Here is a 14,142-nt window from a genome sequence, read left to right on the forward strand (position 1 = left end):
TGAAAATCTTCAACAAATTCACTGATGTGTTCACTTGTAAATCAAGAATTTTTCAGAAACACTTTGAAAACAGATTGTTTTTTTATTATACTATCATAAAGTTCGTCATTTTCCTAACAAAAATGTGATTTTAAGTAAAAAATAAACCAGGAAACGAATTTCCTGATTATATTGTTTTTGAGAGATACAGAACTGCAAATGAATTTAAATTGTAAATCTATTCTACAAAACTTTGAAGACGCTGGCACTAACACCACCAACCATGTCTTTATCAGCTAAATGGCTATTGGTCACCAAAAGTTCTATATTTCCAGCATTTTCAAACTGGAAGTCTTGCCCTTTAGCATTAAAGACAACCAATAGATGTTCTTCCCCGTGAATCTCATAGACAATCCAACCGCTATGTTCGTGAGCTGAATGAACGAAGACATGATGGTAAATTTCATCATAAGTAGGGTAAGAGAAGGCACTGGTTTCTGTCTTCAATCGAATCATCTGACGGATAAACTCAATACTGTCTTGACGCTCATTAAGCAAGTCCCAGTTGACTTGATTCACACTGTCAGGAGCGTTATAGCTATTCATAGCACGCTCTCTATCATCATGTGTCAACTCGCCATTTTCACCAGTGGCAACTAGTTTTGTGCGACCAAATTCTTGACCAATTTCCATAAAGGCCATCCCTTGCATGAGTAGATTCATGGCTGTGGCAGTTTCGACTTTGCGCATGATTTGCTCTGAACTTTGGTCTGGATGTAGGGTTGCCAACAAATCGTGAAGATTGTAATTGTCATGGGCTTCCACATAGTTAAGCACCTGATTTGGATGTGTATAGGTTCCTAATTCACGACTGCCCAGGATTGCTTTGGCCAGAATTGGTTCTGTCGCAGCACCACTGACAAAACCTGACTTGATAGCACCGTAAACTTCTCCACCTTTGACAGCATCACGCTGATTATCATTAAAGAAACCGATGTTTGGCATCTGGTAGGCATTGTCCTTCTTAGCCTTATCATAAGGTGCAAGACCTGTTCCCATATCCCATCCTTCTCCATAAAGGATAATGTTAGGGTCGATTTCATCCAAGCTCTGACGAATCATCTGCATGGTCTTGACATCATGAATCCCCATTAAGTCAAAACGGAAGCCGTCAATATTGTATTCCTGCACCCAGTATAGGAGAGAATCAATCATGTACTTGCGGAACATTTCGTGTTCACTGGCTGTTTCATTTCCAACACCCGTTCCATTCTGGAAGGTACCGTCTGGATTCATACGATAATAATAATCAGGGACAGTTGTTTGGAAAGGTGCATCAACTACTGAGAAGGTATGATTATAGACCACATCCATAATGACACCAATACCCGCATCATGATAAGCTTGAACCATGATCTTCAAATCACGAATAACCTGAGCTGGATCCTCTGGATTGGTTGAAAGGCTGGTTTCTGGTGCATTATAGTTTTGTGGATCATAACCCCAGTTGTAGGTTACATTCCCATCCTCATCGTATTCTTTGTGACGATCTGCAATTGGTTGCAACTGAACATAATTGTAACCTATCTTCTTGATGTAATCAAAAGCAGTTGCTTGGCCATACTGGTTAACCGTTCCAGTCTGAGCAGCACCCAAGAAAGTTCCTCGAAGATGTTCATCCACACCTGAGGTCGATGATTTGGTCAAATCACGAATGTGCATTTCACAAATAACTGCCTTACATGGATTTGTCAAGCGCCAAGTAGCCTCTGAACCGTGCTTGACCTCGAAGTTTGCAACTTGCTTTTCTTCATGGCTCAGGATAGCTGATCGTTTGCCATCGGGACTGGTCGCAATTGTGTATGGGTCGCGTGTCAGTGTTTGGTGGTGAGGGAATTGAACTTGATACTGATAAGCCTTACCAGTCAAATCTTCCTCAACATCCAAACTCCAGACACCGATTGTATTGTCCTTATGATTATAGGAGTAGCTATTGCCTCTTTCCATATCAAATGTTTTCCAAACAGGAGCATCATTAGCAGCTGATTCATAAACGACAACCTGTACTTCTGTAGCTGTAGGAGCCCAAAGGGCAAAATGAGCCTGATTATCCTCTACACGGCAACCCAATTCACCTTGGTAACCCCAATGGTGGTCAAAACTAGCACTATTAATGGCCTTGTCAAAGGCAAAAGGATTTTGATTCTTATAGAAAGGACTGGCAATAGCAGGATTTTCAGAATAATAAATCCTATCATCCCCTTCCAAAATCCAGACTTCTGTTAAAAGAGGATAGTGATTAAAACGGATAGCATACTCTTTACTAGTTTGGCCTGTATGAACCACAAAATTCAAGCTTTCTAGGGCATGAGCACTTGGGTGTTCAAAACTAAATAAGGCGCCAAAATAATCTTCTTTGTAGGTCAGCAAATCAATTCGTTGATCCTGACTTTTTACAAAAGAGCAAGTATCGTATTCTCCATTCTTACGATGGTAATGAATGCGCATAGGGTAGTTAAACATTTTTTATTTTTCCTCTTTACTTCTTGATTTGTTTCTATTTCACTAATAAATTCTTGACCGATTTTGTCCCGATTAACAAACTAGTTATACTGTCTAAACTCTGTTTTTAAACGTTCATTACAGACTTTCTAGCCAAGCTTCATCTCGAACTTCGATACCAAGTTCTTGTGCCTTTTGAAGTTTACTTCCAGCATCTACACCTGCCACAACGAGGTCGGTCTTTTTAGAAACACTGCCTGTTACCTTGGCACCAAGACTTTCGAGTTTACTTTTAGCTTCTGAGCGCTTGAGCCGTTCCAATTTTCCTGTCAATACAACGGTCAAGCCTGACAAGGCTGCATCCGCTACTACTGTCTGACCTTTATAATCCAGATTGACTCCAGCTTCTTTCAATTCTCTGAGGAGAATTTCAGAGCCTTCTGTCGCAAAGTAAGTCTGAAGACTCTTGGCAATCACGCCACCCAGACTTTCAATACTAGCCACTTCCTCTGGATCTGCCTGAGCCAGATTTTCGATTGAATGAAAATGTTGGAGTAAGAGCTGACTGGCCTTGCTTCCTACATGACGAATTCCCAGACCAAACAAGAGCTTCTCGGCAGAATTTTCCTTTGATGCTTGGATAGCCTGATACAGTTTAGAAGCGGACTTTTCCTTAACACCTTCTAAAAGGAGGAAATCTTCTTCTTTCAAACGGTAAATATCTGCCACATCCTTGACTAGATCTGCAGCAAAGAGTTTCTCAACAATAGATGGCCCAAGGCCTGTGATATTCATGGCATCTCGAGAGGCAAAGTGAATCAAACTTCCCATGATTTGTGCTGGGCAATCGGGGTTAACACAACGTAAGGCAACTTCATCTTCAAAATGAAGCAACTGACTATCACAACTTGGGCAATTTGATGGAATATCTAGTTTTTCTTCAGAAATCCGTTTGGATTCTACCACACGCAAGACGGCAGGGATAATATCTCCAGACTTACAGACGATAACCGTGTCGTCTTTACGGATATCTTTTTCAGCAATATAATCCACATTGTGCAGAGTCGCACGGCTAACAGTTGTACCAGCTAGTTGTACTGGTGTTAGATTGGCAGTTGGGGTTACAACACCCGTACGGCCAACTGTCCAGTCAACTGATAAGAGTTGAGCTTCTTTTTCTTCAGCTGGGAACTTGTAGGCCACTGCCCACTTTGGAGCCTTAACGGTAAAGCCAAGTTCTTCTTGACCTGCTAGGTCGTTGACCTTGATCACCACCCCATCGATATCATAAGGCAGATTGTCCCGTTCCTCTCCTACTTCTTGGATAAAATCCCAGATTTCATCTATGTTTTCAGCCAAGATTCGCTTAGGATTGACTACAAAACCTAGTTGTTCTAGGTGCTTCAAAACCTTTTCTTGACTATCTCGAGTTGAAGGGCTGGCTTCTTGATAGAGAAAGGTTGCAAGATTGCGCTTGGCTACTACTGCTGTATCCAGCTGACGCAGGGTTCCTGCTGCCGCATTACGAGGATTGGCAAATTCAGGCTCTCCATTTTCTTGGCGAGCTTGGTTGACCTGATCAAAAGAAGCGCGTGGCATGTAACACTCCCCACGAACTGTGATATCTAGTTCTTCTGGCAAGGTCAAAGGAATGTCCTTAACACGCTTGAGGTTTTCTGTGATATTTTCCCCAACAGAACCGTCTCCACGTGTTGCACCAACAACTAAAATCCCCTTTTCATAAGTCAGCGAGATAGACAAGCCATCGATTTTCAGCTCACAAATATAGGTTGGATGGGCTACTTCCTTACGAACACGCGCGTCAAAAGCTTCAAGCTCCTCACGTGAAAAAGCATCCTGCAAACTATAAAGAGGATACTGATGACTGTATTTTTCAAAACCATCTAAAACCTTACCACCAACACGATGGGTTGGACTGTCTGCTGACACTTGATCTGGATAGGCAGTTTCTAACTCAACCAACTCTCGGTAAAGGCGATCATACTCACTGTCAGAAACCGACGGATTATCGCTGGTATAGTACTCAGTCGCATAGCGATTGAGCAAGGCGACTAACTCATTCATTCTTTTATTCATAAAACCATTTTACCACAAAGTAAGCCCTCCTCACAAACGAGAAGGGCGGAAAAAACACTCAGATTGGAATTATTTTTGAAGTACAAGCAAACTTATGTCTCTTTTTCAAAATGAGTTCGCACATACACGAGGGATAGACAAGACAGGATGATAACCCCGCTTCCAATTATCAAGAAAGAAAAGAGATGTACACTTGGTAGCACTGTCATAAAACCTTTGGCAATAGGCATAAATAGAATGGCTAAGGTAAAAATTGTGCTTAATACTCTCCCCAAACATTCCCCCTCAACCTTGGTTTGCACCTGAGTAAAAAAGTGAATATTAAAAATTGTCATAAACAATTCACAAACTAAATTTCCAGAAAAGGAAAGCAAATTTGGAAGTGGTAATCCCATCATAAGAACTCCGACACCTGTCAAAGCCAGTAAAATCAAAAGATTATAAACATTAGCTTTAATTTTACTAGCTAGAAGAGCCCCAATGATGGAACCAATAGCCCCCATAGTTAAAATACTTGCATAGGCTCCTTCTACTCCGTAAAGCCTATTTGAAAAGGGGAGGAGAAATTCAAAAGCGGCAAAAAAGAAATTAACACTGGAAGCTACTAACAAAAGGAAAAAGATTTCTTTCTGGCTCCAAATATAGGCAAGTCCATCTTTCATATCAGCAAAAATGGCTTTCCAGCTGAAAGTCTTTTTCTCTTGTTCCTGAGTCTCTTTTTTAGGGAGAAAAGCTACCAAGGTAAATGCGATGAAAAAACTAATGGCATCTAAAACAAGCGTCGTATGGAGACTGGCAAATTGTAAAACAAGGAAGGAAAGTACAGGAGAACTTACAGCTACAACCTGCAAGGCTAACTCTAAGCGAGCATTGTAGGTCACAATCTCGTCTTTCTCAACAACCTCAGTTATAATGGCTTTATTGGCTGTACGAGAAAATGCAAATGCAACCGCCTGAACAATATTGGCAAAAATCAAAGCCCCAATCATCCAGCTGTCATTCCTTATGAAAGAAATAGCCAGACAAAGAATCCCACAAACAAGGTCTGTCGCCATTAAAATCCTACGACGAGAAAAACGGTCTGAAATAACTCCACCAAAAGGATTGACGAGAATAGATGTGACGAGTTCAGAAATCTGATACATTCCTAAAACAGTCTGCCCGATAGTACCCATGGACGCCAACCAGACACTATTTCCATAATCATAGAGCATATTCCCTATCTTGTTAACAGCTCCGCGGCTAATCAACTGTACTGCATAGCGATTCATATAAAAACTCCTCTCAAATTTTGAAACTATTGTATCAAAACTGAAAGGAGCTTTTTATTTTTTCCCTTATTTGGGAAAACTAATCTTTGACAAATTTCTCGTAGTGTTCCTGATAGTAGGCTACTTGCTCTGGAAGACCTAGTAGGTCAAAAATATGCATGGCTTCTTGCATCTGCTTACACCCTTCTTTACACTGTCCTTTTTGGTACAAGGAAAATCCTTTTAGATAATGGAAAATATTACGCTCATACAGTTTGATCCCTTTACCAATAATCTTCTCTGTATAAGCCTCGAAATAACTAGCATTATCAAAAGAAAGATGCTCTAAACAATGTTGATAACAATTGAGGGCCAAAATCAACACCAATCTCTTATGGCGACCAATCTCTTGGTAAAATTCCTCCCTCTCCATAACTTCTCTACCAATCCGAGTGACATAGTCCACATCGTAGAAACTATAGAGGTTCCCGAAAAGAATCAACTCATACATGGTCCATTCTTCTGTTTTGAAGAGATAATCTGCTACCTTATCCAAATCATCCTGTTTCATCTCATAAGTCGAATCTCTTTGACAAATCAGACCTTGTAACAAAATCCAGTTCAGCTCAAAATAAAGGGGAGTCGTCGAACTCTTAGCTTTTTCAAGTTGTTCCCTTTGAAGCTTTTGAAAACCTGCAATATCATTTGAATAGTAAAGAGGCACAATTTGTCCCATCATGGCAACATGTTCATGATTATGAAAATTCCTTGCCTTGTCCATGAAATTTTCGATTGTAACATGAATGTTATCCAAAATCTCAAAGAAACGTGAGACTGCTAGGTCAGACTCCCCAAGCTCAAAGCGAGATAACTGGGAAGTTGAACAGGACTCCCCTGCCGCTTCCTTTAAAGAATAATTTCCACTTGTTCGAAATTCACGAAATACTTTTCCAAGATGTTCCATCTTTACACCTGCTCTGATAATTCTTCCCACTCAAGCATAGCTTCTTCCTGACGATGGCTGATTTTGTCCAGCTCAGCCTGCAATTCCATGAGTTCGCCAGCATCGTTGGTTTCCAACATTTGTTCAGAAATGTCTTGGCTTTGACTTTCTAACTCTTCAATTTCAGCTTCAAGACTTTCGATTTGTCGCATGAGTTTGCGAACTTCTTTTTGACTTTCTTTCTGGGCCTGATAATCATTGACTGGACTTGATTCTTTTGCTTGATTGTTAGTTGAAGTTTCCTCAGTCTGACTCATTTCTACTTCTGCTTTCTTCTCGACATAGTAGTCGTAATCACCCAAGTAAAGAGTCGAGCCATTCTCAGACAATTCCAAAACATGAGTTGCTACACGATTGATAAAGTAACGGTCGTGGCTGACGAATAGAAGAGTTCCATCAAAGTCAATCAAGGCATTTTCTAGCACTTCCTTGCTATCAATATCCAAGTGGTTGGTTGGCTCATCCAGAATCAAAAAGTTGTTGTTTTCCATAGACAGTTTAGCCAAAAGCAAACGAGCTTTCTCGCCACCAGACAGCATGCCAACTGATTTTTTAACATCATCTCCTGAGAAAAGGAAGGCACCTAGACGGTTACGGATTTCAACTTCTGGTGTCAGTTTAAAATCATTCCAAAGTTCATCAAGTACCGTATTACTTGGTGTCAGCTTGCTTTGGGTTTGGTCATAGTAACCAACCTCAACATTAGCGCCAAAGCGCTTCTCACCCTTGATAAAAGGAATATGGTCCACAATAGACTTGATAAAGGTTGACTTGCCAATACCATTGGGACCAACGATGGCGACAGCATTCATCTTACGAAGGTCTAGGTTAATCGGTTGTGACAGGACTTCCCCATCATAGCCAATAGCTGCATTTTCAACAGTCAAAACAACATTGCCCGACGTTTTTTCAGACTGGAAGGTCATGTTGGCTGCTTTCTTACCAGCTTCAGGCTTGTCCAAACGTTCCATTTTTTCCAGTTGTTTACGTCGAGATTGGGCACGTTTGGTCGTTGAAGCTCGGACTAAATTGCGATTGACAAAGTCTTCCAGAGCAGCGATCTCCTTCTGCTGCTTTTCATAATTTTTTGCTTCAGTAGCTAGCTTTCGCTCCTTCAACTCGACAAAACGAGAGTAATTTCCCACATAGCGATCCAAGGAATGCTTGGTCAAATCTAGCGTAATTGTCGCAACCTTGTCCAAGAAATAACGGTCGTGGCTGACAATAATGAGGGCACCGCTATAGTTTACCAAGTAATTCTCTAGCCAGGCAATGGTTTCAATATCCAAGTGGTTGGTTGGCTCGTCCAAGACCAAGAGATTTGGCTTTTCAAGGAGCATTTTGGCAAGTGCCAGACGAGTATTTTGACCACCCGAAAGCTCGGCAATTTTCATCTGCCACATAGATTCGTCAAACTTGAATCCATTCAAAATCGCTCGTATATCAGCTTCATAGGTAAAGCCACCTGCTTGGCGAAAATTCTCAGATAAGCGGTCGTAATCTAACATCAGTTTATCCAAATCTTCACCAGACTTTTCACCCATCTCCAACTCCATCTGACGAAGTTGTTTCTCAGTCTGACGCAGGTCATCAAAGACATGAAGTATCTCATCGTAGATGGTATTTTCAGACTCAAAACGGCTATCTTGGGCTAGGTAAGACAGAGAAATATCTTTTTTCTTATTGATTTCTCCACTAGTTGGCTCCTCTTCTCCAACTAAAATCTTCAAAAGAGTAGACTTACCTGCACCATTTTTCCCAACAAGGGCTATCCGATCTCGTTCATCAACTTGTAGGTTAATATTATCAAAAAGAACTTCTCCTGCAAAAGAACGTTCAATTTTATTAGCTTGTAAAATAATCATAAACCTATTTTACTATCTTTTTCTATTTTATACAAATGCAATAAAAAAGTTCAAGTTTAAAACTCGAACTTTTAATATTAATAACCAACCCCTCCACGGAATGTGCGAACCATATCTTTTAAATCATAGTTCTTAGAAGAAGTGTCAATGGTCCATTTCCCATCTTTTTTACTCATTTTAATTTCATACCCCTCTTTTCTCATACTATCACTAGTATCTAGAGGAGTAGACTCAAATTGGCTTGGAGCATTTTCTAGAATATATTTCTCACCAGCTTTCATAGCTTCTGAATAGTTACCATATTTTCCTTTATTTTCTTCGTAGAATTTACGGCTTAGTTCAAAAACATTTAAGTTTTCCAAGTCAATTGTTTCTGGTCTTACATAGATAACTGCATAATCAGGTAAATAAGTTTTTACTTTGTATTCTACCTTTGCTCGTTTAGCATTAGCTTTGATATATCCTTCAGCAAAGGTGCGAAGTTCTGAATCTGAAGGTTTGTAGTTATAAAAACTTTTTCCGAATGATTCTGTAAATTTCTTAATGAATTCTTCCCGATCAGCCTTAACATCATTAGTGAATTCAGCTCCATTATCAGATGATTTTTTTTCATCTGCAAGGGCAACAACTTTAGCCTTGTTGTCAGTAGTGCTTAGTTTTTTCCCACCACCTGAGCTTTCCCCATCAAGGTAGACCGCATCAACATACTTTTTCATTACCTCTTTAGCTTCATCAATATGATCTTCGTACTTACTTGGATCAACTTTGATAGCTACATCATTATTCTTATTAGATGTTTCTTTGATGTCTTCATAGAAGCTAGGTGCAAAATGCAGTTCATATTTAGCATTTTTATCAACTTCATAAACAACATAGCCAGCTACACTTTTTCCTTTAGAAATACTATCACCATAATCCATGAATTTAGTTTTACTATCACTCTCATACATTTGAATTGGTTCTACTTTTTCATCTTTTTCATTATAAAGAGTGATATCGCGACTAGTGAAACTGAACTGTTTGTCACGATTGTTTTTGATTTCTACTTGAAGTGCAAGATAGTTTGAAGATGAATTTTCATCCTTAGGCAATACAAACATTCCATCTTTAACAGATATTTCAAAGTTAGAATTTGATGCAGTACCGTTGTCGCTGGCTTTTTTCGAAGTTCCACAAGCAACAAGTGCTAAAGCTGATAACAACAAAGCAGAATGCTTAAGAATTTTTTTTCATAATAGAATGTCTCCTTTTATTATTACTGATATTATACCATAGGTATAATAATATTCAAAACAGAAAACCGAATGTTTAAAAAAATCTAAAAATTATAGAATTCTTTCTAAAATTGGTGGAACAAATTATAAATGCCTAACTAATCACTAAATGTTTTTTTAAAATCTATTTCCTATGCTTATACAATAGAAAACCAGAAAACTAAATCTGATAGATATCGTGAGGAAAATGATTTATTAAAGTAGTGACTCTCATGCTAACGTTTTACTAAAGCGCTAAAAAGTGCTATAATGTGAACGGTTAAAACAATTTACAAAAAGGAGAATTTCAATGTCTTACCAAGAAAATTACCAGAAATGGGTTGATTTTGCGGAGCTTCCTGACTACCTTCGTCAAGATTTGGAAAATATGGATGAAAAAACAAAGGAAGATGCCTTCTATACAAATCTTGAATTTGGTACTGCAGGTATGCGTGGCTTGATTGGTGCTGGTACAAACCGCATCAATATCTACGTTGTTCGCCAAGCTACTGAAGGATTGGCTCGTTTGATTGAGTCAAAAGGTGGAAACGAAAAAGAACGTGGTGTAGCAATTGCCTACGATAGCCGTCACTTCTCACCAGAGTTTGCCTTTGAATCTGCAGCAGTTCTTGCTAAACACGGTATCAAATCTTATGTGTTTGAAAGCCTTCGTCCAACTCCAGAACTCTCATTTGCAGTTCGTCACCTCAACTGTTTTGCAGGTATTATGGTCACAGCCAGCCACAACCCTGCTCCATTTAACGGTTACAAGGTTTACGGTGAAGACGGTGGACAAATGCCTCCACACGATGCAGACGCTTTGACTACTTATATCCGTGCAATCGAAAATCCATTTGCAGTTGAAGTTGCTGATGTGGAAGCTGAAAAAGCTTCTGGCTTGATTGAAGTTATCGGCGAAGCTGTTGACGTAGAATACCTCAAAGAAGTCAAAGATGTGAACATCAACCCAGCCTTGATTGAAGAATTTGGTAAAGACATGAAGATTGTCTACACACCACTTCATGGTACTGGTGAAATGTTAGCTCGTCGTGCTCTTGCCCAAGCAGGATTTGACTCTGTTCAAGTCGTTGAAGCTCAAGCAACTCCAGACCCAGACTTCTCAACTGTAAAATCTCCAAACCCAGAAAGCCAAGCAGCTTTTGCTCTTGCTGAAGAACTTGGTCGTCAAGTTGGTGCAGACGTTCTTGTCGCAACTGACCCTGATGCTGACCGTGTTGGTGTTGAAGTTCTTCAAAAAGATGGTAGCTACCTCAACCTTTCAGGTAACCAAATCGGTGCTATCATGGCAAAATACATCTTGGAAGCCCACAAAAACGCTGGAACTCTTCCTGAAAATGCAGCCCTATGTAAATCTATCGTATCAACTGACTTGGTAACGAAGATTGCTGAAAGCTACGGCGCAACTATGTTCAACGTCTTGACAGGTTTCAAATTTATCGCTGAAAAAATCCAAGAATTCGAAGAAAAACACAATCACACTTACATGATGGGATTTGAAGAAAGCTTCGGTTACTTGATTAAACCATTCGTACGTGATAAAGACGCTATCCAAGCTGTTCTAGTCGTTGCTGAACTTGCTGCCTACTACCGTTCACGTGGTTTGACACTTGCTGACGGTATCGAAGAAATCTACAAAGAGTACGGTTACTACGCAGAAAAGACTATCTCTGTTACCCTTTCTGGTGTCGATGGTGCTGAACAAATCAAAGCGATTATGTCTAAATTCCGTAACAATGCTCCAAAAGAATGGAACACAACAGCTATCACTGTCGTAGAAGACTTCAAGGCTCAAACTGCTACTGCTGCTGACGGAACTGTTACAAACTTAACAACACCTCCAAGTGATGTTTTGAAATACACACTTGCTGACGGTTCATGGATTGCCGTTCGCCCTTCAGGGACAGAACCAAAAATCAAGTTCTACATTGCAGTTGTAGGGGAAACCAACGAAGAATCACAAGCTAAGATTGCAAACATCGAAGCAGAAATCAATGCTTTTGTAAAATAAAATCCTATAAAAGATGAGATAAACCAATCTCATCTTTTTTTCGTATCAAATCTAAGCAATTTTAGAAACTTTATGGCATACTAGACATATCAATGAAAGCGAGGTAATCTCATGGAACAATTTTTAGATAACATCAAAGACCTTGAAGTCACTACAGTTGCGCGTGCGCAAGAAGCTCTTGATAAAAAAGAAACTGCAACCTTCTTTATCGGTCGCAAAACTTGCCCTTACTGCCGTAAATTTGCAGGTACATTGTCAGGTGTCGTATCTGAAACCAAAGCTCACATCTACTTCATCAACAGTGAAGAAGCAAGCCAACTCAATGAGCTGCAAGCATTCCGTTCACGTTACGGAATCCCAACTGTACCAGGATTTGTTCACATTGCAGATGGACAAATCAATGTCCGTTGCGACTCTTCAATGTCAGCACAAGAAATCAAAGAATTCGCAGGATTGTAAAAAAGCCACTCATCGAGTGGTTTTTTAATGATTAAAATTACGTTTTTTCAAGCAAATCTTGTATCATTCTATGTAGTTCTTCTATCTTCTCGGATTGTCTCTCTAGTAACATTCTCTGACTAGACAATTCATCTTGGAGTTTATCAAGTTTTATCTGTTCATCTAGATTCTCTTTTACGAAAAAATTCGTCAAGGCACTCGTTAACATTCCTATTGTTCCAATACCAACAAGCATTAATAAGACAGCTAACCATTTACCAAAGATCGAATTCGGAACAATATCCCCATAACCAACTGTCGTTACAGTAACAAGAGCCCACCAAAGACTATCTGAGAAAGATTTTTCTTCAACAACGGATAAAATCGAACTTCCTACCAGCACAATAAAGGAATTGAGATAGAAAATATAAAGCAAGCCATTTGTTCGTAAGAGTTTTCCAATCTTCTTTTCCAGCTTACCAGTCAATCCAACGATTCTTAAAAGACGAGTCAGTTTCAGTAATTTTGTCAGTCTTGCTAGGCGAAAGATACGGCCTAATCGAAACACTGTAAAAATAGCATTAAAAGGCAGGATAGCTAGCAAATCAAAAATATTTTCAATTATGAATCGCCATTTCCCTTTGCTTAAAAAGAACCGCCAGGCATAATCTACCCCGAAAACACCCCAAAGTAGTAAATCAATAATATTGTATGGAGGATTATCCAAGTCAATCATCTCAGCAAATCCAAGCAAGACTAAAACAACAGATATCAACGCAAGTATGATAATCGTTGTATCATAGTAATCCTTAAATAACCATTTTCTTTTCACACTACTTCTCCTATGTCATTTTTAAACATTATACCACAACAAATATCTACTAATTTATAAAAAGAAGGCACTCGCCTTCTTTTTTATATATCCGTCAATGGTGTTGCGGTATCTGGTGAGGTATCATAAACCTTAAAGTCTACTCCGACTCCCAGATCAGCCTGGGCTAGCTGATTGACCATAGTCATATGAGCCAGCTCCTTGATATTGTTCTCTTTAGACAAATGTCCTAGGTAGATTTTCTTAGTGCGATTTCCCAAGGTACGAATCATGGCTTCAGCACCGTCCTCGTTAGAAAGGTGACCGAGATCCGATAGGATTCGTTGTTTGAGTCGCCAAGCATAAGAACCTGCTCGCAAAATCTCTACATCGTGGTTGGACTCGATGAGATAACCGTCTGCATTTTCGACTATTCCAGCCATACGGTCACTGACATAACCTGTATCTGTCAAAAGGACAAAACTCTTATCATCCTTCATAAAGCGATAGAACTGCGGTGCAACCGCATCATGACTCACACCAAAACTCTCGATATCGATATCTCCAAATGTCTTGGTTTTGCCCATCTCAAAGATGTGCTTCTGCGAAGAATCCACCTTGCCAAGATACTTACTATTTTCCATAGCTTGCCAAGTTTTTTCATTGGCATAAAGATCCATACCATACTTGCGAGCCAACACACCAACTCCATGGATATGGTCTGAATGCTCATGGGTAATCAAGATGGCGTCCAAGTCTTCTGGTTTGCGATTAATTTCAGCAAGTAGGCTAGTAATCTTTTTACCAGACAAGCCTGCATCCACTAAAAGCTTCTTTTTTGGTGTTTCCAGATAAAAGGAATTTCCACTGGAACCCGACGCTAAAATACTGTATTTAAAGCCTGTTTCACTCATT

At 39.6% G+C, this 14,142-nt stretch carries 10 protein-coding genes; 2 read left to right on the forward strand and 8 right to left on the reverse strand.

Annotated elements, in window-relative coordinates:
• Positions 1-222: 222 nt before the first annotated feature.
• The 6 genes from pulA to N8M66_RS00370 all read right to left on the reverse strand — a co-directional run bounded on the left by pulA (position 223) and on the right by N8M66_RS00370 (position 9,898).
• Positions 223-2,502 carry a type I pullulanase gene (gene pulA / locus N8M66_RS00345; protein ID WP_261044916.1) on the reverse strand — a complete coding sequence of 760 codons (2,280 nt, stop codon included), beginning with the start codon at positions 2,500-2,502 and terminating at the stop codon, positions 223-225.
• A 117-nt stretch (positions 2,503-2,619) separates the two neighbouring features.
• Complete coding sequence (gene ligA / locus N8M66_RS00350) at positions 2,620-4,578, reverse strand: NAD-dependent DNA ligase LigA (RefSeq protein ID WP_136937128.1); 1,959 nt, start codon at positions 4,576-4,578, stop codon at positions 2,620-2,622.
• A gap of 92 nt (positions 4,579-4,670) precedes the next feature.
• Positions 4,671-5,849: an MFS transporter gene (locus N8M66_RS00355; protein WP_261044919.1), complete on the reverse strand. Its 1,179-nt coding sequence runs from the start codon at positions 5,847-5,849 to the stop codon at positions 4,671-4,673.
• Between the two features lie 79 nt (positions 5,850-5,928).
• Positions 5,929-6,792 carry a MutR family transcriptional regulator gene (locus N8M66_RS00360; protein WP_261044922.1) on the reverse strand — a complete coding sequence of 288 codons (864 nt, stop codon included), beginning with the start codon at positions 6,790-6,792 and terminating at the stop codon, positions 5,929-5,931.
• A 2-nt stretch (positions 6,793-6,794) separates the two neighbouring features.
• Positions 6,795-8,696 (reverse strand): ABC-F family ATP-binding cassette domain-containing protein, encoded by a 1,902-nt coding sequence (locus tag N8M66_RS00365; protein ID WP_261044927.1) that lies wholly within the window; start codon positions 8,694-8,696, stop codon positions 6,795-6,797.
• Positions 8,697-8,773: 77 nt separating this feature from the next.
• A complete protein-coding gene (locus N8M66_RS00370; protein ID WP_261044929.1) occupies positions 8,774-9,898 on the reverse strand; it encodes a DUF4352 domain-containing protein in 1,125 nt (374 codons plus the stop codon).
• Positions 9,899-10,259: 361 nt separating this feature from the next.
• Between N8M66_RS00370 and N8M66_RS00375 the strand changes: the two genes are divergently transcribed.
• Positions 10,260-11,978 carry a phospho-sugar mutase gene (locus tag N8M66_RS00375; protein ID WP_261044930.1) on the forward strand — a complete coding sequence of 573 codons (1,719 nt, stop codon included), beginning with the start codon at positions 10,260-10,262 and terminating at the stop codon, positions 11,976-11,978.
• Positions 11,979-12,089: 111 nt separating this feature from the next.
• Entirely contained in the window at positions 12,090-12,437 is a 348-nt protein-coding gene (locus N8M66_RS00380; protein ID WP_261044932.1) for a thioredoxin, read from the forward strand.
• Positions 12,438-12,474: 37 nt separating this feature from the next.
• On the opposite strand, the gene N8M66_RS00385 is transcribed toward N8M66_RS00380, so the two are convergent.
• Complete coding sequence (locus N8M66_RS00385) at positions 12,475-13,248, reverse strand: potassium channel family protein (protein ID WP_261044934.1); 774 nt, start codon at positions 13,246-13,248, stop codon at positions 12,475-12,477.
• A gap of 83 nt (positions 13,249-13,331) precedes the next feature.
• Entirely contained in the window at positions 13,332-14,141 is an 810-nt protein-coding gene (locus N8M66_RS00390; protein ID WP_000004961.1) for an MBL fold metallo-hydrolase, read from the reverse strand.
• Between the last annotated feature and the right edge of the window lies 1 nt (position 14,142).

The organism is Streptococcus mitis (genome assembly GCF_946188585.1).
GTDB classification, from domain to species: domain Bacteria; phylum Bacillota; class Bacilli; order Lactobacillales; family Streptococcaceae; genus Streptococcus; species Streptococcus mitis_DG.

Coding starts and splice junctions, on each gene's coding strand:
- pulA (WP_261044916.1), bottom strand. CDS start 2,502: ATGTTTAACTACCCTATGCGCATTCATTACCATCGTAAGAATGGAGAA.
- ligA (WP_136937128.1), bottom strand. CDS start 4,578: ATGAATAAAAGAATGAATGAGTTAGTCGCCTTGCTCAATCGCTATGCG.
- N8M66_RS00355 (WP_261044919.1), bottom strand. CDS start 5,849: ATGAATCGCTATGCAGTACAGTTGATTAGCCGCGGAGCTGTTAACAAG.
- N8M66_RS00360 (WP_261044922.1), bottom strand. CDS start 6,792: ATGGAACATCTTGGAAAAGTATTTCGTGAATTTCGAACAAGTGGAAAT.
- N8M66_RS00365 (WP_261044927.1), bottom strand. CDS start 8,696: ATGATTATTTTACAAGCTAATAAAATTGAACGTTCTTTTGCAGGAGAA.
- N8M66_RS00375 (WP_261044930.1), top strand. CDS start 10,260: ATGTCTTACCAAGAAAATTACCAGAAATGGGTTGATTTTGCGGAGCTT.
- N8M66_RS00380 (WP_261044932.1), top strand. CDS start 12,090: ATGGAACAATTTTTAGATAACATCAAAGACCTTGAAGTCACTACAGTT.
- N8M66_RS00390 (WP_000004961.1), bottom strand. CDS start 14,141: ATGAGTGAAACAGGCTTTAAATACAGTATTTTAGCGTCGGGTTCCAGT.